Genomic DNA, 18,968 nt, shown 5'->3' with positions numbered 1-18,968 from the left:
CCCCCGGATGGCCCGAATGGGCATCGGAAAAGGATACGAAAAAACCGGCGGGTTCGCCGCCGGTTGGGAAACTAGGCTGTCTCTTCCTTCTTTTTCTTGCGCGACTCGGCCATCATCAAAATGGCCTCGCCTTTCTCTTCCACCATATTCTTGGTAATGACGCAGCGTTTAACGTCGCTCCGCGACGGCAGCTCATACATCAATTCCAACAACAGTTTCTCAATAATCGCCCGCAAGCCGCGCGCTCCGGTATTCCGTTTGATCGCCAGCTTGGCGATGAGCTCCAGCGCCTCGGATTCAAAACTTAGCTCGATGCTGTCGAGCTCGAAGATTTTCTGGAACTGTTTGACCAGGGCATTCTTGGGTTCGGTCAGAATCTGCACCAGAGCCGCTTCGTCTAAGGCATCCAGCGCCACCACAATCGGCAGCCTGCCCACGAATTCGGGGATCAAGCCGTATTTCAGGAGATCCTCGGGCAGAATCTGGCGCAAAATCTCGCCCACCGGCTTTTCGACCTTGGACTTGATCTCCGCGCCAAAGCCGAGCGTCTTTTTACCGGTACGGGTCTCGATGATCCGGTCGATGCCGTCAAAAGCCCCGCCGCAGATGAACAAGATGTTCGTGGTATCGATCTGGATAAATTCTTGATGCGGGTGCTTCCGGCCACCCTGAGGCGGGACGGAGGCGGTGGTTCCCTCCAGGATCTTCAGTAGCGCCTGTTGAACGCCTTCGCCGGAAACATCCCGGGTAATCGAGGGGTTTTCGGATTTTCGGGCTATCTTGTCGACCTCGTCGATATAGATGATCCCTTTCTCAGCCCGCTCGACATCGTAATCGGCCGCCTGAATCAGCTTCAGCAGAATATTCTCGACGTCTTCTCCGACATAACCCGCTTCGGTCAACGAAGTCGCGTCGGCGATCGCAAAGGGCACATTCAAAATCTTGGCCAACGTCTGGGCCAACAGCGTTTTGCCGCAACCCGTCGGTCCCAGCAGCAAAATATTGCTTTTTTGTAATTCGATATCTTCAAACCGCTCTTCGGAGTTAATCCGCTTATAGTGATTATAGACCGCCACCGCCAAAGTTTTTTTGGCATCATCTTGGCCGATCACGTACTGGTCTAAAATCTCCTTGATCTCCTTGGGTTTCGGATTGTTGACAAGGTCCAAGCTTCCTTCTTCGCTCAATTCCTCATCAATAATCTCATTGCACAATTCGATGCATTCGTCACAGATATAGACTCCGGGGCCTGCGATCAATTTCTTGACTTGCTCTTGGGCCTTACCACAAAATGAACATTTCAACTGGCCTTTTTCATCTCCAAATTTCAGCATGCCTTCACCTCGTTTCGGAATCTAGGCGGTTCCTCAAAGAAGGTTCTCATTGGGCCCCTACTTATTTTTATAATAAATTTCGTCGATAATACCATACTCTTTGGCTTCGTGGGCCGACATCCAGTAATTGCGGTCGATGTCGCGTTCGATCTTCTCCATCGGCTGGCCGGTGTGGTTCACCAGGATATGGTTGCCGATCTCCTTCAAACGCAAAATTTCCCGGGCCTGAATATCGATGTCCACCGCCTGACCTTCGGCGCCGCCATGCGGTTGATGAATCATCACCCGCGAATTGGGCAGGGCGAACCGTTTGCCCTTGGCGCCGGCAGCCAACAGGAGCGCTGCCATGCTAGCGGCGATTCCAATACATACGGTGGCTACCTGGGGACGGATAAACTGCATTGTATCATAGATTGCCAACCCGGAATAGACGACTCCGCCGGGACTGTTGATGTAGACCGAAATGTCCTTATCCGGATCTTCGCTCTGCAAAAACAACAACTGAGCAATGACCAGATTGGCCATGGTGTCGTCGATCGGGCCCCCGATAAATACGATTCTATCTTTGAGCAAACGGGAAAAAATATCGTACGACCGTTCACCGCGGTTCGTTTGTTCAACGACAATCGGAACCAAATTCATGATAGATTACCCTCCAATCGATTCAGAAAATCCTTCGACGCTTGTCGCTCCGTCGCGGTTCTGATTAGTAAGACCAGCCATCCTAAAAGAAACGCTGGAGCGACTTATTGAGCGGACGCCGCCGTGGCCGCGCTGGTAATTAAATCCGAGGTTTTTTCCAGCAAGACGGCCTGGCGGATATCGGCGATCCGGCCGTTTTTCTCCAGGTCCTTGCGCAACTTGGCGGCATCTTTCTGCTGATACCTGGTTGCAAGCTCTTGCAGCTTCTCAGTGAGCTCCTCCTCGGTCACTTCCAGTTTTTCCGCCTTGGCCACGCTGTTTAAAACCAGATCGGTCTTGACCCGCTTGACTGCTTCCGGCCGGAAATCCTCCATAATCTCTTCCTTGCCTTTATTGGAGTATTCCTGATATTTTTCAAGTGTCAGACCCTGGTAGGTCAAGTTATGCTCGAAACGGTGCAACAGATCTTCCATTTCCCGTTTGATCAGGGTTTCGGGGACTTCAACCTGGGCGTTTTCGACCGCCTTGTCGATCGCCGCCTGCTGGAAGCGGACTTCCGCCTCCTGCTCGGCGGAGGTTGTCATTTTGGCTTTCAAATCCGCTTTCAACGCGGCGACATCCTCAAAGTCACCGATGCTTTTGGCGAATTCATCATCGATCGCCGGAACTTCCTTGACCTTGATCTCTTTCAAGACCACTTTAAAAGTAGCTTCTTTCCCGGCGAACTCCTCACGGGGGTAATCATTGGGGAATGTTACCTGAAGCTCTTTCTCCTCCCCGACCTTCATTCCGACCAATTGCTCCTCAAAACCGGGGATGAAGCTTTCGGAGCCGATCTCCAGGGTGTAGGCCTGGGCCGCTCCACCGGCAAACGGTTTGCCGTCAATATAGCCCTCAAAGTCGATCACTGCGAATTGTCCGTTTTCCAAAACCGTCTTGTCGCTCAATACCAGTTCGGCATGGCGCTCCTGTAAGCTTTTCAGCCGTTCCTCGACCTGTTCGTCGCCGATTTCGACCGGAGCTTTCTCAATCTCCAAACCTTTATATTGACCCAGTTCGACCTCAGGCAGCACTTCCATGACCAGCTTGAATTGGAAGGGTTGATCCTCGACGAAAGCCTCCGTCATCTCCAGTTTCGGCTGATCGATCGGATTCAAATCCATCTCATTCAATGCCTGCAAATAGCCTTTGGTAACCAGGATTTCCATGGCTTCTTCATACAGAACGGACTTTCCGAAGTGGGCCTCCAGCACCGACCGGGGAATGTGTCCCTTACGGAAGCCCGGAAGGTTGACCTTGTTGACCACCTTTTTATAGCTTTCGGCAAGCGCCTCCTTGATCTCCTCGGTATCCGCGGTGACTCCCAAAGTGACGAAATTCTTGTCTATCATTTCCCGTTGAAACTGCATTTATGCTCCTCCTGAATCTGTACTAATAATATATGTCCGGTTTCCCCTTTTATTGCTTTCGATCTGCATTTCGACAATGGCCGCTAAAACTCCTCTTCATTTGGTTAACTATTTAGTAAACGATGGCATTCCTATTGATTTATGGCTTTTTTGGCTGAAATATGCCTTCGTTTTATCGGCAAAAGACCGAACGTTAAAATCCCACGATCAGGATTGGCGTTTTTGATAATAAAAATAACCCCGGTTGATCTAAAAATCGCTTTTAGTCACCGTGGTTGCGCAACTTCAATTGAAAACGGAAACAAGCATGACTTGGTGCGAGAGGCGGGACTTGAACCCGCACGGTTGCCCACTAGATCCTAAGTCTAGCGCGTCTGCCATTCCGCCACTCTCGCGCGATTGCATAAAGATTATAGCACCCGGCATCCGGGCCGTCAATAGCGAGTCACTGCCAATCCGGACCCGTTTTCAAGAAAACACCTTGGTCCCAAGGGACTTCAACAGGGTCACGGTCTGGTAGGAGAATAGCCGCACCCAGCGGAACAGCCTGTGGAAGAGGCCCTCTTTGCGGACCGGAGCCGCGCTCACCAATGGCACCTTGCGCAGCAGTCGATCGCCGAAGCGGACTTGCAATTCCCCGATCTGCTGCATTTTTTCGACCGGCGCCTTCACCGCCGGCGGAAGCGCCACATTGACCTGGACTTGCTGAGCGGCGCCTCTGGGAATTACCAAAGTCACCGGACGGTTCGCCAGCACCGGAACACGCTGCCGGATCCCGTCGCGGACCCGGACGGCGCCCATTTTTTCCTTGGGACTGACCACCGTGAGCAGTTGGTAATTGGCAAACCCGTATTGGAATAAAGCTTCGGCGTCGGCATAGGTCTGCCGGCTGTTCAGCACCACGCTGATCAGGCGGTGGCCATCCTTAGTGGCGGAAGAGACCAAACAGTTGCCGGCTTCCCTCGTATACCCGGTTTTCACGCCGTCGGCCAGGGGATAGCGCCACAGCAGCTTATTATGGTTAATCATCAGCCGGTCATAGGGATGGCCCGGCCAGGAGATGGTCTTGCGCTTCGTTTTGACGATTTCGTCAAAAACCGGATTATGCAAGGCGTACCGGGTAATCAGCGCCAGATCCCGGGCGGTGGTGTAATGGTTCGGCGCCGGCAGGCCGTTGCAATTCTCGAAACGGGTCGACTCTGCCCCCAGGGCATGCGCTTTGGCGGTCATCCATGCGGCGAACTTCTGCTCCGACCCTGCCAGGGCCTCGGCGACAGCGACCGAAGCATCATTGCCGGAACTCAGTAAAACCCCGTACAACAAATCATTGAGTTCGTGAACTTCCCCCGCCTTCAACCAAATGGAAGAGCCCTCGGTCCCTTCGGCATTGGCGCCGACCGTGATCTTTTGCCGCAAGTCGCCCCGTTCCAGCGCGACGACGGCGGTCATAATCTTAGTGGTGCTCGCGGGCGGACGGCGTTCATCGGAGTTTTTGGCGAATAAAATCTCTCCGGTGGTATAATCCATTAATACCGCGGCCGATGCGGCCAGATCGCCGGAGCGGAGCGCTAGGGCCGGGGCAGCGTTGAAACAAGGCAAAAAGGCCAGACAGAGGAGGAAGAGGACTTTTTTCATACGAAAGATAGGACTCCTTCATGGATTTGTTCAACAGATTGATCCCAACTACTATTCGTAAAGCCGAGACGGAAAACCTGCGTTTCGAAACCGGTTATTATTGGAAATAAATTCGAGATTAGAATCCATTAAAAGTAAAATCCATCCGGAACCATCATGGCCATTCCTTCAATTTGAAACGTATAGGATACACGGCAAGTTTCTGTTTTTCCAAAAATAATTCAATCCGTTTCCAGGAATTCCTTTGATAGATAAGTTGAATTCAACTGTCGAGCCGGTATTTCAGAAAAAAACCGCGTTGAACGCGGTTTCAATGGACTTCAGGCTGATTTCTGGAACTGTTCAACATGGACTGAATCTTGTCCAACAGCTGCGGGGCGGTATCCAAGAGCCGGTCGATCAACACGTTGCTCTCCACCGGCAGCAGCTTGGTCTGGTCCTTCCCGACCACTAAAAACGCGACCGGGTGAATGGTGATCCCCGCGCCGCTTCCTCCGCCGAATGGGAAAGCATTGGCTTCCGCTTCCTGGGTGGCGCGATCTTTCTCTTTCTCCTTGGGTTTCGGCTGATTGGTATCAAATTCACTGCCCCCGGCAGCGAACCCAAAAGTCACCTTGGAGATGGGAACAATGACATTGCCATCCGGCGTTTCCACCGGATCGCCCAAGATGGTATTGACATCAACCATCTCTTTGATGTTTTGCATGGCTGTTTTCATGAGGCCTTCAATTGGATGCTCGTTCAAATCCGACACCCCCTTTCAGTCGATAACGCACTCTAACGATGAAGGCAGCAATCATAATATAGCCCAGTTTTACCTTGAATATGCAGTCAAAAAGCATGTCGAGGCGCAGGGCCTGATAGTCGGGGATGATCCGGATCTCGGGCGGCCGGGCGAAGCGGCTCCTTTGGCCCACCACCCCGGCGAGCGTCGCCTTAAGCCCCCACAATAAGCCATAAACAATCGCGGTGCTGGCCGCTTCGCCGGTACCGAACCGGGTATACCAGCGGAACCTTTCAAAACGCCCCCTTCTCTCCAGATCCTCAGCCACCAGCAACCAGTGCTGGTACTTGGCGGGCAGGAAGTAACTTAATAAGGTAATCCCCAAACCGTATTCCTGGTAACGGTGTAAAAATTCCCGCAGGCCGCGGGAATTTCCTTGAAATGGCGATATGGTTTCTGTTACCTGAGCCCTCCGGAACCAAAGCCAGTGGCCTGATTGCTCGGTCTTTTGCTTGATCCCCGCCGGGGTGGGCTGGAGCAGCGTGACCTCTTTCCTGCGTTTGAGCAATCCGCCGAGAAACACCATCTCGTAAAGGAGATGATCATCCGGGCCGATTTTCCGGTAGTAGACCCGAAATTGGACCGGTACGAAAAAGAAGAGACAGATGCTGCCGATAAACAATACCAGTTCGACCACAGACCCACCCCGGTTTCCAGTCTGTGGCTATTTTCCCTCTTAACTTTGAACCCTATGCGTTTTCCAGCGAAAGATGCCCAAATGTTTTTTAATGACATTACGGAATTGAAACAGCAGATCGCTCAGGTAGGCCGAGAGCGCCGTGACCGCCAGGACAAACAACCACTCATTCCAGGTCAGGCTGGTGGTGTAAAAAACCCTTTGCAGCCAAGGCAGGGTCATGGCTCCGACCTGCATGAGAAAGGACAAGAGCGCCGCGCCCACCAGGTATGGGTTCTCCCATAAACCGATCTCCAACATCGAATGCTCCTCGGACCGGCACTGGAATACGAAAAACAGCTGGGCAAAGACCAATGCGGCAAAGGCCATGGTCCGCGCGGTCGCCAGGTCGCCGCCGTCCCGGAGCTTCATGATGTAGACCAGCAACGTGGCGGCGCCGATCATCAGCCCCTGGAAGACGATCTTCCGGCTTAAGCCGCGGCTGAAGATCCCTTCCCGCGGCGAACGCGGCGGACGGCACATCGTATCCCGCTCTCCTTGCTCCAAGCCCAGAGCGATGGCTGGCAACCCGTCGGTGACCAGATTCACCCACAAGATCTGAATCGGCAATAACGGGACCGGGAGCCCCATGGCGATCCCGCCGAACATCGTCAGGATCTCGCCCATATTGCAGCTGAGCAGGTAGCGGATGAACTTGCGGATATTCTCGTAGATGGTCCGCCCCTCTTCCACCGCGGCCACGATCGTCGCGAAATTGTCATCGGCAATCACCATCGCCGCCGCTTCCTTGGTGACATCGGTGCCACTCTCCCCCATGGCCACGCCGATATCGGCCTCTTTGACCGCCGGGGCGTCATTCACGCCGTCGCCGGTCATGGCCACGATCTCGCCGTTCTGCTTGAGCGCCCGGACCACCCGCAGCTTGTGATGGGGCGAGACCCGGGCGAAGATGTCGATCTCCCCGATCACCTTAGCCAGCGCGGCATCGGACAACTCATCGAGTTCCGCGCCGGTGATGATCTTCCCCGCCGGCCGCAGCAGGCCGATTTGTTTGCCGATGGCCGCGGCGGTGCGCGGATAATCGCCGGTGATCATTTTAACCTTGATCCCGGCCCGCTTGGACCGTTCCACCGCCAGCCGCGACTCCGGCCGGGGCGGATCGTTCATCCCCACCAGCCCGGCAAAGACCAGGCCCACTTCGGGATCGGGGCCGTCCTTGGCCAGCCGTTCCCGGGGGTCGGCCGGCCGATAGGCGAAGGCCAGGACCCGGAGCGCCTCGGCGCTCCACTGGTCGACCCGGGCGCGGACCGCCGCTTGCAGGGACGGCGTCAGCGGAACAATTCCGGCGCTGGTCACCACCTGCCCGCAACGCCCCAGGAGCACGTCGGCGGCTCCTTTCGTCAATAACCGCCGTTGCCCCTGGGGATCCTGGATCAGGACACTCATCCGCTTGCGGTCGGAGGAGAAGGCCAATTCGCCGAGGCGCGCGGTTTGGCGGGCCAAACGGAGCGGCTCCATGCCGCAGCGCTGGGCCGCCACCAGCAAGGCGCCTTCGGTAGGATCGCCGAGGCTGACCGGCCGCTTCGAACCCGGAGCCTGCTCCAATTGGGCATTATTGCACAGCGCGCCGATCTCCAGCACCTGCCGGAGGTCGGGGGCCGGAGCGACAGCCGCCTCGGTTTCGAGGGAATATTCTTTGACCCCCGTCCAGACTTTGGTGACGGTCAGTTCGTTCTGGGTCAGGGTGCCGGTCTTATCGGAACAAATCACCGTAGCGCAGCCCAGGGTCTCCACGGCCGGGAGCTTGCGGATGATCGCGTTGCGCTTGATCATCTTTTGCACCCCGATGGCCAGCGCGATGGTGACGATGGCCGGCAGCCCTTCCGGAATGGCCGCCACCGCCAGGCTGACCGCGGAGAGAAACATCTGGCGCGGCGGTTCGCCCCGGACTATGCCCATGGTTCCGACCGCGGCGCAGATGCCGAGACAGAGCACCACCAGCCAGCGGCCGAGCTGCTCCAGTCGCTTCTGCAGCGGCGTCTCGTCGTCCTGGGCGGAGCCGATCATCCCGGCGATTTTGCCGATCTCCGTCTTCATGCCGGTGGCGGTGACCACTGCCCGGCCCCGGCCGCCGCAGACCACGGTCCCGGCGAAGACCATATTCCGTTGATCGCCCAGTGACAGCCGGTCCTGGCGCAAGACCGCCATGGTTTTGACGACCGGCAGTGATTCTCCGGTGAGCGTCGCTTCATTCAATTCCAGATCGACCGCGGCGATGATCCTCCCGTCGGCGGCGACTTTATCGCCGCTTTCCAAAATGAGAATATCCCCGGGGACCAAATTTTTGGCCGGAATGCGCTGCACCTTGGAATCCCGCAGCACATGGGCCAGGGGCGCCGTCAGCTCCCGCAGCGCAGCCAGGGATTTTTCGGCCCGGAACTCCTGCACAAAGCCGAGCACCGCATTGAGCACCACGATCGCGACGATCGTGATCGCATCGGCCTTTTCGCCGAGCAAGCCCGAGACGATAGCCGCGCCGATCAGGACCAGTACCATAAAATCGGAGAATTGCTCCAAGAAGATTCGGAATGGCGCGATCTTCCGGTGTTCTTCCAGTTGGTTGGGGCCGGCTTCTGCCAAACGCTTCCCGGCCTCGCCGGTCGTTAACCCCCGCTCGGCATGGCTGGAAAAAGCCTGAACGGTTTCATGAGTCTCACGATTGAACCAGCAGGACATGATCGACCTCCCAAAAGCGCATCATCGGTACGCCGCAACCCGTCCCTTGACGCCCGGATGAGATGCGGCATATTTTCCTTGTCGTTGGTTTGCCATCGCACCCGGCTTTTTTCGGATGCGAATCTTGATTCGAATTCCCTTCGTCTTATCGGGTCGTCAATTTTAATTGTATGCCCTGCGCTTTTCCGGCATGCCATCGGAAACGGAGCGTCGGGAGGGATCTCTCGTGTCCTCGGCTGGGGCTTTCGTTAATCTTGATTCTGAAAAACCATCTCCGTTTAGGCCCGCATTTCCAGCCGGAAATCTCAATAAAAAAAGGGACGCGCTCGTGCGTCCCTTCCGCCAAAAATTCTCCTCCGGCATGTGCATTCCGTCTTTCTTTCCTATCCAAGTCACCATTATAAACCCACCGCTCCCGCCCTTAAAAGAGGTTCCCGTCCGACCGGAGACCTTTGAATCCTCCGGACGAAACAGCGCTAGCTCAGGCCGGAAAAGTTCCGACCCGCCGCAGAGTCTCCGCGTCGCGCTCCGGCCGTCCCACCGGGTGGCGGAGTCTCCCCGCGGCGGAGATATCCCTTCCCGGGCGCCGGAAATGCTCTCCCGAGCCCCGGCGGACTCTGCCACAGCTTCGGCCGGGTGATCCCGGGGCTGGGACGAGGTGGTCCGGCCTTCGGGAGAACTCTCCCGCATCCCGGAACAAGTGAGCCGGATCAGGGGAAAACTCGCCCGCTCCCCGGCCGTGTTCTCCCCTGATCCGGGACAGTTGTCCCGTGGCGCGGACGAAGTCGCCCGGCTCCCGGAACAACTCCCCCGTGGCTTGACAGCGTTAGCCGATGGCAAGGACAGGTCCACCCGGTCCCGGGAAGAGCATTCCTGGGTTCCAGCTCGGGTTTCCCAACCTCACGGTACGTCGCCCGCCGGACCGCTTCCGGATTGAGAAGGCCCGGGGCTACTCGCTCCGGAAACCGTCCCATTCGGCGGGCTCAAGTTATTTTAAAAAATGGTCCAGGAGATCGTAGAGTTCCTTGACGGAGATGGGCTTAGCCAGATAGCCGTCCATCCCTGCGGCCCGACAGCGTTCTTCGTCTTCGGTCATGGCGTAGCCCGTCAGGCCGATGACCGGCAGACGCCGGCCGGTCCCTTGCTCGCCCAGCCGCAGCCGCGCGGTGGCTTCCAAACCGCTCATCCCCGGCATTTGAACGTCCATCAGCACCAGATCGTAGCGGTTCCGCTCCAACTCCTTCAGAGCTTCGATTCCGTTCGCGACCACCGTATACTGGTAGCCTTTGAACTTTAAAATCTCACCCATCACGATCTGGTTGGCTTCATAATCTTCAGCCACGAGGATCCGGAAAGCCTCCCGCGGTCTGGCCATTCCCTGAGCTATGGAGGATTCCCGCTCGCCGGTTTCCGGCGGAACGCCGGCCCCGGGAAAGGCAATCGTGAACACAAAGCAGCTGCCTTTGTCGACCTCGCTTTGGACCTGAAGGTCGCCTCCCATCCGTTCGATGAAATGCTTGGCGATGGCCAGGCCCAATCCGGTGCCCTCATCGTCGGGTTCCTCCGCTCGCCGGGAAGATTCAAAGAGCGCCGCCAGCTTCTCCGGGGGAATGCCGCTCCCGGTATCGGCGATCCGGAAGCGAACGGCGGTGATTCCCTTCGACTCGCCCTGGCGGGTGACGGTGACCGAGATCGAACCCCGCTCGGTGCATTGGATGGCGTGATTCAGAATATTGCTCAGAATTTGTTGCAAACGGAGTTTATCCCCCCGGACCCGTTGCGGGATGGATGAATCGATGCTGTACAGCAGATGCAGTCCTTTATTGCCGGCCGCCATATCGGCGATCTTGATCCCATTCATGATGGTCACATAGAGATCAAACGGCGCGATCTCCAAATCGGCCGCGTCTTTCTCCGGCTTGTTCAGATCGAGAATATCGTGGATCAACTGGCGCAGGGTGAGCGCGGCTTGCTGAATCAGCGTCAGATACTCGCGCTGCGCGCCGCTGAGATCGGTCCGCAGCAGCAAATCGGTCAGGCTGACGATCCCAGTCAGCGGAGCCCGGATCTCCTGGCTGATATTGGCGAGGAATTGGCTCCCGGCGCGGCCAAGGTTTTCTGCGGCGTCCGTCGCCTTCGGGTAGCCGTTAACCTCGGCGATCACTCCGACTACCCCGCCGATCTCGCCATTCTTCCCGCGGTAGCAGGCTTTCTTGATCAGGACGTGGTGTTCGCGGCCGTCCGGCAGAAAGCCGACCCGGTCCTCATCGGTCCGCGTCCCGCCGGTTTGAAGCAGTTCCAGGTCATGGCGGCGGTATTGCGCGGCATTTTCCGGGGGATAGATTTCAGCGGAGGTTTTGCCGATGATCTGATCGCGGGAGCGGCCCAGATATTTTTCCAGACCGACGTTGCACCCCAAATAGCGGCCGGCGCGGTCCTTATAAAAAAAGGGGCTGGGTATGGTATCGAGCAGGACTTGCAAGAAGTGGAACCGTTCCTGCAAATCGCGGAGTTGCGACCTTTCTTTTTGTAGCGCCTCGTTTTCCTGGCGCAATGCGACTAGTTCTTGCAGCAAATCTTGCTTCGTCCTGTTCAGGTCATCCATATTGTCAAAACCCCCGGAGGCCTTTCCGCCGCTCCCACCCTGAATGTTTGAAAATTGGGCTTGGCGATGAAATCGTTTCCATGTAACCTTATTTTTTAATAATCGGCAAATCCGGCGGGTTTAACAATATGTAAATTACGATTGGGTAAAAAGATATTTCAATCCGGCCCGGGCGGAAGGTGGTATAATACAATTAGGTTTGGCAGCTGTTGAAAACATACAGGAAGACACGCTTCGATGTTCAAAGCTTCCCCTGACAACCGGCAAATCCGCGGCGAAGTATGGCGCTTGACGCTTCCCGTCATCACCGAGCAAGCTTTCATCACCCTGATGGGAGCCGTGAATGCCATGATGGCCGCGCGTATCGGCAAAGAAGCCGCCGCCGCCATCGGCCTCATCGATACCCTCAACAATATTTTCATCGCCGCCTTTTCCTCTCTGGCCGTGGGAGGAACGGTGGTGGTGGCCCACTATATCGGAAGAAACGAATTGAAAAACGCCGGCAATACCTCAAAACAAGCGTTGCACAGCGGATTGATCCTGGCCGCGCTGATTGGGGTGTTGATTCACCTGTTCCGCCGGGAGCTCTTGGGCGTCCTTTACGGCAGCGCCGAAGGCCAGGTGCTTCAGCTGGCCTATACCTATCTGCAATACACGTTGCCCGTCTACCCGCTGATCGCTCTGACCTCCATCGCCTGCGGCCTCTTGCGCGGTGCCGGGGATACCCGCACCCCCGCCAAAGTGGTCATTATCATGAATATCATTAATATCGTCGCCAGCTATCTGCTGATCTTCGGCCTGCCCCCGCTGCAGCTGTCCGGATTCGGCGTGCGCGGAGCGGCGCTGGGGATCGGGCTCGCCCGGCTTTGCGGCGCCCTGCTTTTGATCTACATCTTGGCGCGGGGCTCGGGAAATCTGATGATCACCCGTTTCTGGCGCTACAAGCCGGATTGGGGCCTGATCCGCTCCATCCTGAATATCGGCGTTCCGGCAAGCCTGGAGTCGCTGCTCTTCAATGCCGGAAAACTGATCACCCAGACTTTCATCGTGCCCCTTGGCACCGTGCCGATCGTCGCCAATTACGTGGCGGGCACGCTGCACGCGCTGATGGTCATTCCCGGCAGCGCCCTGAGCGTCGCCGCCACCACGCTGGTCGGCCAATACATGGGCCGGGGCGAATGCGCCGAAGCCAAAAAGTCCCTGGCCTATCTGACGAAATTGGCCGTGCTCTGTCTGGTGGGACTGAATATCGCCATGATTCCCTTGTTTCCATTCCTGGCTTCCCTTTTCAACCCTCATCACGAGGTGGTCCGCCTGACCGCGCAGTTGTTACGGATAACCGCCTTCTTCCTGATCCTCTGGCCCCATTCCTTTATCCTGCCGGCGGGGATGAAAGGAGCCGGCGACGTCGGCTATACTCTGCTGGTTTCGGCCCTCAGCATGTGGCTGTTCCGGATCAGTCTGGGCTATGTGCTATGCGTCCAGTGGCAGTGGGGCGTTTTGGGGGTCTGGAGCGGGATGTACCTGGATTGGCTGATCCGGAGCGCTGCGTATTGGCGGCGCTTTCAATGGGGCAACTGGCAAAAGCACGTCATCATTCAGTGCGTTGCCAAGCCAGAGGCGAAAACGGAATCTCAATAAAAAAATCCGGACGGCTCCGGATCTGAATTCGCAAGGATGACGGGAAATCTTGCGTCGGATGATTCAATCAATCGGGGCGCCCGGGTGCCTCAGCCTCGGCCATACACCCAGATCAGGTAGGCAATGATCACCGCCAACGTGATCCGGATCCAACGGAGCGTTTTGGGATCGTTGACCGCCATGCAAACACCGCCTTCCTGCAATGAGCTATTAAGAACGCTGCGGAGCGGGAACTCACGGGATACTCAAGATTTTACCCGATCCGGAGACGTGGGTGTCCAACCTGGGTTGGCCTTGATACTGCACTTTGCCGCTGCCGCTGATATGGGCCTGCAATTCATCGCGCACCCGGACGTTGCAGTCGCCCGATCCCGAGACGTCGATCTTCGCGCTTTGGCTCTCCAGTTCCAAGGCGTTCACGGAACCGCTGCCCGATATCCGGACCCGCTGCGTGTCGGCGCGGCCGGACAGGGCGAGATTCCCGGAACCGGAAATATCACTGTCTAACTGTTTCAAATCCAGATCCAAGGCCATATTTCCCGACCCGGCGATGATCAGTTTTAAATCCTCGCCGCCGATCTTGCCTTGGCCGAGGACCTTGCCGGAACCGGCGATCTTCAGGCTCCGGATCTGTCTCGCGGTAACAAAGATCTCCAATTGGGTGGGATTGACGCTCCCGGCTTCAAATCCGACATGCAGAACCCCGTCGCCGTCGACCCGGGTCCGGAGCAGGCTCAGGAGGTTGTCATCGGTGGCCACCTCCACCCTTTGCTTCTCTCCTTGCCGCAAATAAAGGGTGCCGCCGCCATCCAGCTGTACCCCCGCCAGCTCCGGCACGTTCCGCTGTTCCTGGACGATTTTGCCGGAACCCTGGACGTGCCGGAACCACGCGCTAACATCGGGCAGCTCACCCGCAGGCGCAGTCTGCAGATAACTCATGGCGATCAAAAAAATAATCAGGATCGTCAAAAAGCCGTTCTTCATGCCTTGCAACCGTCCCCTCCACCCCGGATCCGGGGCATTTTCGGTTTTAAGCCCGGAGCGAGCAGCGCTCCATTAAAAGAAGATGCCATTCTCGCGTATGGCAAAAATCCCCTATAGGACGATTCCATCATATCCGAATTCCTAAAAATGGCAATATCTCGTGTCTTTTATTTACTTTAATTTAACATTTGCGACCGGCCCTATCGCGGGAGGTTATAAGGTACTCGCCCAGCCGATGACGGCGATCCCCAGGAACAGCACAGCCAATCCGGCGCCGCGGGTCCACAGCGCGCCCCGGCTCAGATTCCGCCATTCGCCGGTGATTATTCCCCACCCGTTGGCCATGGCGATTTGCAGGCTTTGAAAGATCGGCCAGCCGATGGAGGGGCCAAACTCTCCCAAACTGCGCACCGACATGCCGTACAGGACGACTCCGCCGAACCAGAACAATCCCATCAAAAAAGTATAGCCCCAATTGGCGCCGGTACCCGGCGACCGGTACATACGCCAACTATGGTTGCGCCGGAATTGCAGAATGCAATAGCCCGCCGTCACGAACAAGCCCCCGAAAAGCGCCAGCCCCCAGGTAGCGTTGGCCGCATCCCGCGGCAAAGCGCCCAGGCGCACCGCCTGGCGTTCCAACGGCTCTCCCACCATCAACGCAAGATTGAATAAGGAGCTGAGGATCCCGGAGGCAACGCAGATCGCGATTCCCCGGGCCACACGGCCCCCATCCCGGAGGGAGCGGTCCACATCAGTCCCTTTCTTCTCCCAGGTGGCGATGGAACACAGAATAATCCCGACCAACGTGATGAAAACCCCGGCGCTGATCGCCAAGCCGACCGGCCCGCCCCATACTTCCCCGTGGCTCCAGAGCAACGGAACCATGGCGCCGATAGCATTGCCGAGGCCGATGATGAGCACCGAAGTCAGGGCCAGCCCCAGCCGTTGCAGGCCGATGGCGAAGCCGATGTTGGAGAAGCCCCAGCCGCAACCGAACAAAAAGACTGCTACCAAAACCAAGAGCGGCGTCGCGCGGATCGCCGACCCCCAATGGGGGATCGTGGCCCAGGCGATCAGTCCGGGAAAGAACCCCAGCGACCAGCAGGAATAGATGAGCCAGATATTCTCAATCCGCCATCCCGTGGCCTTTTTCGAAAAGACCGCGGCCGTGCCGGCCAGGGCTCCGGCCAGAACGCCCCACAGCAATCCCCAAACGTTCGCACTGGTCATGCCGAATCTCCTCCTCCCGGAACCTGCTCAAAACTGATTCATCTCCCGGATCAGTAACTGGCGGGAGAGCACTTTCAGATACCCCCGCTCATAGCAGAGCACTCCCTGGGTCTTGAGCTCCCGAATGATCCGGTTGATGCTCCGCACCGTCACTCCCAACTCTTCTTCCAGCGTCTCCTTGCGCATTGGAACGCCGGCGCCGTCAGCCCAGTCGTTCTCTTCCAGCAGGTAATGGACCAGATTCAGCAGGCGGTATTTCAAAGGGTAGAGAATGTCCTCGGCGCCTTTCTTGGACAATAGATAGACCTTGTCGCAGAGTTGCCGGTGGATGTACATATTAAAATTCCGGTCCGCCTGCAGCCATTGCAGGTAATCCTCTTTGTTCAGGCAAAGCAGGGTGGATTCCGTTAAGGCTTCGACCGTGCAGATGCAGGAGCGTCCCTCGAGAATCTCGATCTCTCCCATGATCTCGCCGGGATTATGGATCAATACCCGATATCTGGTTCCGAGACTGCTGGTATAATAGGCCCGCAGATGCCCGGACAGTAAAATGCAGAAAAAAGGCGGCGGTTCCCCTTGCCGGAAAATAGTCTTTCCGCTCTGCGCTTTGGTGACCTTCGCCCGTTGCGCGGCTTGCTCCGGGCAACAGGCCAGGATCTCCCGCAACCGGGGCTCTTTCGTAAACAGATCAAACAAAGGACTCCCCCCTTTCGCCATCATTATAATCGAATCCCCGGCCCGGGAAAAGGACATCGGTCCCTCCGTAAAAGAAAAGACCGGCCGAAGCGTCACGGCCAGTCGCAATCGATCATAGCAAACGTTCGTATCTCTTTAGTCCATCCGGTAGCCGATGGCCTGATACCCTTTGATCCGTTTCTGCCACATCTTTTGGAGCACCGGCACCTCGGAATCGACGTAATCGTAGATGAGCACCTCCGACTTCCGGTCGTGTTCGCGGTGCAACCTCCCCGCGTACTGAGCTAAGGTTCCCTGCCAGGAGATGGGCATCGTCAGGAAGAGCGTGTCGAGCCGGGCGTCATCGAACCCCTCGCCCAGGTAGCGCCCGGTCGCCAAAATGATCCGCTCTTCGTCGGCGGGGATCGCCGCCAGTCGCTCCTGCGCCGCCTGGCGCTGCTTCACGCCCATCCCGCCCTGGAGCACGACGACATTCTTGGCGAACTTGGCCAGCCGTTCGGCGAAGTACTGCAGGTGTTCTTTGCGTTCGGTGATCAGGACCGGCGAACGTTTTGCCTCCAGCGCCTTGAGACAGTCGTCGAATATCATGTCGTTCCGCCGCTCGTTTCCGATCAAGGCGGTATAGATATCCTGAATCGTCGGATTCTGAGCCGGTTCGGGCCATTGGAAACCGGTCTCCCGCCGGATCACCCGGTGGTCAAAAGGCATCCGCTGCGCTTGTTTGCGGGCGTCGACCCGGTAGCGGACCGGGCCGCATTGCATGAAGATAATCGGATGCCGGCCGTCCTTCCGGATCACCGTGGCCGACAGCCCCGCCACATAGCGGGCCTTGCAATGCCGGGCCACCTGTTCAAAGCTGAAGGCCGAGATATGATGGCATTCGTCGACGATCAGCTGGCCGTAGTCGGCCACCACTTCCGCCACGGCATTCTCTTTCACCAGACTCTGGATGAGCGCCACATCGACGATTCCCCCGGGCCGGTACTTCCCGCCGCCGATCCGGCCGATCTGTTCCGGCTGAATATTCAAGAACGTACAAAGGCGGGCCACCCATTGGTCGAGCAATTGCTGCCGGTGGAGAACGACCAGCGTATTAACGGCCCGTTGGGCAATGAGGTAGCTGGCGACGACCGTCTTGCCAAAGGCGGTCGTCGCCGCCAAAACGCCCGTCTCCTGAGCCAACAGGGCCTCCGCCGCCCGCTGCTGTTCCGGCCGGAGCGTTCCTTGAAAACGCAGATCAATGGGTTTGCCGAAATTGCGCTCCTCGTGAAAGTCCACCTGAATCCCGCAGGAAGTCAGCAATTCCAGCGCCTCGTCCCGGCAGCCGCGCGGCAACCCGATGTATTTGGCGAACGATTCGGCGCAACTGATGATGCGCGGCTTGTCGTGGGTGGGCAAACGCATGGCCTGCGCTTTATAGAACTCCGGGTTTTGAAAGGCCGCCAGCTGGATCAGGCGGTTCTTCAGCGACGGCGACAATGATTCCTTCGGAATATAAAGCTGGTTGCTGACGGTGATGGTGAGCGTTTTGGGGAACGGGCCGCTCACGGCCGTTCCTTGGGAACGGGCCGGCCGGTTCCGCCAGGGATCGCCGCCGCTCTCCTCCTCCGGCAGCAGCGGAACGCCGATGATCTTTCCGGCCATGGCCGCTTGATCGACGATGCCATTCACCCGTTCCGGGCTCAGACGCTCCAGGGAAGCGAGAAACGCCCATTGATCCCGGTAAGGCTCAAGTTGATCGTCCAGGAATACGCTGTACCCCAGCTCCCGCGGTTTTTTCTGCAGCGGCAGGGCGATCAGGCTGCCGAAGCCGCCCTGCGGCATGGTATCCTGGCCGGGAATGAACCGGTCATACGAGTCGAGCCCGATTTCGGGGCGGCTCTCCAAGGTTTCGGTCACCAGATAAGCGCCGAGTTTCCGGGCGAGCGCCGCCGGAACCGGCCCGCTGAAAAAGATCCAGACGTGCCCGCCATTGCCGGAACGGGAGCGTTCCAAGGCGGCCGGAACGCCGAGTCTCCGGCAGATCTCCCGCAAGGCCCGGGCATCCTCCCGCCATGAATCTTTGTCGAAGTCGGCGACCAGAAACCGGCAGGTCTCGTCCGGCAACAACGGATACAAGCCGAGGATCAGCTTCCCTTCCAAATGATTCCGGACCACGTCTTCGGTGAGGGGCGGGAAGGACCGGTGGGGACATTCGCCGCATTTGACGCTCGGTTTATTGCAGAGGCCCGGCAGCCACTCTTTCTGGCAGACCGGGGCATAACCCGATTTTCCCGTCTTGCGGTTCTCCCAGCGGCGGGCGTATACGTCGGCGCGGCCCTGAAACAATGAGCGGAACAGGGCCACTTTGACCTCGGGCGGTGAAAGATTGCTGATTCCCTTTCCCCAATCGGCCGCATGCGCCGCGCCGGATTCGACCGTTGGGGTCGAATCCGGCGGAAATGCGCGCAGCTCTTGCTGCAACGCTTGGATCCGATCGAGCAGCGTTTGCCGTTCGCGATCCAGTTCGTTCAAACGGCGCTCGGCGGCGGCAAGCTGGTCCTTGAGCTGGAGCGACAGGTCCTTGGTACTCATGAAAACCTCTTTGCAAGCGTTCAATGAATTTGCTTAAAGACTTCGCGGCAAGGTCAAA

13 protein-coding genes and 1 tRNA gene are annotated in these 18,968 nt (G+C 57.5%); 1 reads left to right on the top strand and 13 read right to left on the bottom strand.

All coding sequences use genetic code 11. From position 1 onward, the window contains the following. Positions 1-71: 71 nt before the first annotated feature. The 9 genes from clpX to EDC14_RS11825 form a co-directional block, all read right to left on the bottom strand. The gene (gene clpX, locus EDC14_RS11865) at positions 72-1,334 is read right to left on the bottom strand and encodes an ATP-dependent Clp protease ATP-binding subunit ClpX (protein ID WP_132014514.1); all 1,263 of its coding nucleotides are present in this window, start codon (positions 1,332-1,334) and stop codon (positions 72-74) included. A 57-nt stretch (positions 1,335-1,391) separates the two neighbouring features. Further along, positions 1,392-1,976, bottom strand: a complete 585-nt coding sequence (clpP, locus tag EDC14_RS11860; protein WP_132014513.1) for an ATP-dependent Clp endopeptidase proteolytic subunit ClpP — start codon at positions 1,974-1,976, stop codon at positions 1,392-1,394. 104 nt (positions 1,977-2,080) lie between these two features. Further along, the gene (tig, locus tag EDC14_RS11855; protein WP_132014512.1) at positions 2,081-3,385 is read right to left on the bottom strand and encodes a trigger factor; all 1,305 of its coding nucleotides are present in this window, start codon (positions 3,383-3,385) and stop codon (positions 2,081-2,083) included. A gap of 313 nt (positions 3,386-3,698) precedes the next feature. Continuing rightward, positions 3,699-3,780: transfer RNA gene (locus tag EDC14_RS11850), tRNA-Leu, on the bottom strand. A 73-nt stretch (positions 3,781-3,853) separates the two neighbouring features. Then, complete coding sequence (locus EDC14_RS11845) at positions 3,854-5,020, bottom strand: D-alanyl-D-alanine carboxypeptidase family protein (protein ID WP_132014511.1); 1,167 nt, start codon at positions 5,018-5,020, stop codon at positions 3,854-3,856. A gap of 310 nt (positions 5,021-5,330) precedes the next feature. After that, positions 5,331-5,765, bottom strand: coding sequence for a GerW family sporulation protein (gene ytfJ / locus EDC14_RS11840; RefSeq protein ID WP_132014510.1), 435 nt, complete (start codon positions 5,763-5,765; stop codon positions 5,331-5,333). After that, complete coding sequence (locus EDC14_RS11835; protein WP_132014509.1) at positions 5,746-6,441, bottom strand: DUF2953 domain-containing protein; 696 nt, start codon at positions 6,439-6,441, stop codon at positions 5,746-5,748. The genes ytfJ and EDC14_RS11835 overlap by 20 nt, the downstream gene beginning before the upstream one ends. Positions 6,442-6,480: 39 nt before the next feature. Then, a complete protein-coding gene (locus tag EDC14_RS11830) occupies positions 6,481-9,177 on the bottom strand; it encodes a calcium-translocating P-type ATPase, SERCA-type (protein ID WP_132014508.1) in 2,697 nt (898 codons plus the stop codon). Positions 9,178-10,165: 988 nt separating this feature from the next. Beyond that, entirely contained in the window at positions 10,166-11,782 is a 1,617-nt protein-coding gene (locus tag EDC14_RS11825; RefSeq protein ID WP_132014507.1) for an ATP-binding protein, read from the bottom strand. 237 nt (positions 11,783-12,019) lie between these two features. Here EDC14_RS11825 and EDC14_RS11820 point away from each other — a divergent pair, with 237 nt between their 5' ends. Further along, a complete protein-coding gene (locus EDC14_RS11820; RefSeq protein WP_132014506.1) occupies positions 12,020-13,423 on the top strand; it encodes an MATE family efflux transporter in 1,404 nt (467 codons plus the stop codon). A gap of 234 nt (positions 13,424-13,657) precedes the next feature. Here the strand turns inward: EDC14_RS11820 and EDC14_RS11815 are convergent, their stop codons facing one another. From EDC14_RS11815 to EDC14_RS11800, 4 genes are all read right to left on the bottom strand, one after another. Then, positions 13,658-14,407, bottom strand: a complete 750-nt coding sequence (locus EDC14_RS11815) for a head GIN domain-containing protein (protein ID WP_243662914.1) — start codon at positions 14,405-14,407, stop codon at positions 13,658-13,660. 213 nt (positions 14,408-14,620) lie between these two features. Then, positions 14,621-15,640 (bottom strand): L-rhamnose/proton symporter RhaT, encoded by a 1,020-nt coding sequence (locus tag EDC14_RS11810; protein WP_132014504.1) that lies wholly within the window; start codon positions 15,638-15,640, stop codon positions 14,621-14,623. A 27-nt stretch (positions 15,641-15,667) separates the two neighbouring features. Continuing rightward, a complete protein-coding gene (locus tag EDC14_RS11805; RefSeq protein ID WP_165907974.1) occupies positions 15,668-16,336 on the bottom strand; it encodes a Crp/Fnr family transcriptional regulator in 669 nt (222 codons plus the stop codon). Between the two features lie 135 nt (positions 16,337-16,471). Then, entirely contained in the window at positions 16,472-18,910 is a 2,439-nt protein-coding gene (locus EDC14_RS11800) for a TOTE conflict system archaeo-eukaryotic primase domain-containing protein (protein ID WP_132014502.1), read from the bottom strand. Positions 18,911-18,968 lie beyond the last annotated feature (58 nt).

It is taken from the genome of Hydrogenispora ethanolica (assembly GCF_004340685.1).
GTDB lineage: Bacteria > Bacillota > UBA4882 > UBA8346 > UBA8346 > Hydrogenispora > Hydrogenispora ethanolica.
This window is presented reverse-complemented; position numbering and strand designations above follow the sequence as displayed.

Excerpts from the sequence above, each read along its gene's own strand:
- EDC14_RS11830 (WP_132014508.1), bottom strand. The coding sequence starts at position 9,177 with ATGTCCTGCTGGTTCAATCGTGAGACTCATGAAACCGTTCAGGCTTTT.
- EDC14_RS11820 (WP_132014506.1), top strand. The coding sequence starts at position 12,020 with ATGTTCAAAGCTTCCCCTGACAACCGGCAAATCCGCGGCGAAGTATGG.
- clpP (WP_132014513.1), bottom strand. The coding sequence starts at position 1,976 with ATGAATTTGGTTCCGATTGTCGTTGAACAAACGAACCGCGGTGAACGG.
- EDC14_RS11825 (WP_132014507.1), bottom strand. The coding sequence starts at position 11,782 with ATGGATGACCTGAACAGGACGAAGCAAGATTTGCTGCAAGAACTAGTC.
- EDC14_RS11845 (WP_132014511.1), bottom strand. The coding sequence starts at position 5,020 with ATGAAAAAAGTCCTCTTCCTCCTCTGTCTGGCCTTTTTGCCTTGTTTC.
- clpX (WP_132014514.1), bottom strand. The coding sequence starts at position 1,334 with ATGCTGAAATTTGGAGATGAAAAAGGCCAGTTGAAATGTTCATTTTGT.
- EDC14_RS11815 (WP_243662914.1), bottom strand. The coding sequence starts at position 14,407 with ATGAAGAACGGCTTTTTGACGATCCTGATTATTTTTTTGATCGCCATG.
- tig (WP_132014512.1), bottom strand. The coding sequence starts at position 3,385 with ATGCAGTTTCAACGGGAAATGATAGACAAGAATTTCGTCACTTTGGGA.
- EDC14_RS11800 (WP_132014502.1), bottom strand. The coding sequence starts at position 18,910 with ATGAGTACCAAGGACCTGTCGCTCCAGCTCAAGGACCAGCTTGCCGCC.
- EDC14_RS11810 (WP_132014504.1), bottom strand. The coding sequence starts at position 15,640 with ATGACCAGTGCGAACGTTTGGGGATTGCTGTGGGGCGTTCTGGCCGGA.